The sequence below is a fragment of the Adlercreutzia equolifaciens genome, assembly GCF_029076695.1.
GTDB lineage: Bacteria > Actinomycetota > Coriobacteriia > Coriobacteriales > Eggerthellaceae > Adlercreutzia > Adlercreutzia equolifaciens_A.
This window is the reverse complement of sequence record NZ_JARFIK010000498.1, coordinates 1-294: the sequence shown is the minus strand read 5'-3', so window position 1 is coordinate 294 and position 294 is coordinate 1. Positions and strand designations below refer to the sequence as shown.

At 61.9% G+C, this 294-nt stretch carries 1 protein-coding gene; it reads left to right on the top strand.

Features of this window, described 5'->3' with window-relative positions; genetic code table 11:
* On the top strand, positions 1–294 hold a 294-nt coding region (locus PZH32_RS13350), incomplete at both ends, for an FMN-binding protein (protein ID WP_275208737.1).

The following is a 294-nucleotide window of genomic DNA, read 5'->3' as shown; positions in this document are numbered from 1 at the left end:
CCGGACTTTCCGTCTGCGCGCCCAAGGATGCCAACGAGGCCGCGTTTGCAGCGGGCACGTATTCTGCCAGCGTCTCGGGTCATAACGCTCCCTTTACCGTGAACGTGGCCTTCACGCCCGATGCCATCGAGCAAATCGACGTGTCCGACAACCAGGAATCCCTGGGCGTCGGTGCCCGTGCCATCGATGATCTGTCCGATGAGATTCTGCAGTACCCGACGGTGAACGACGATGGCGTGACCGGAGCAACCTTGTCCAGTGCGGCTCTTATCCAGGGCGTGACCGAATGCGCCG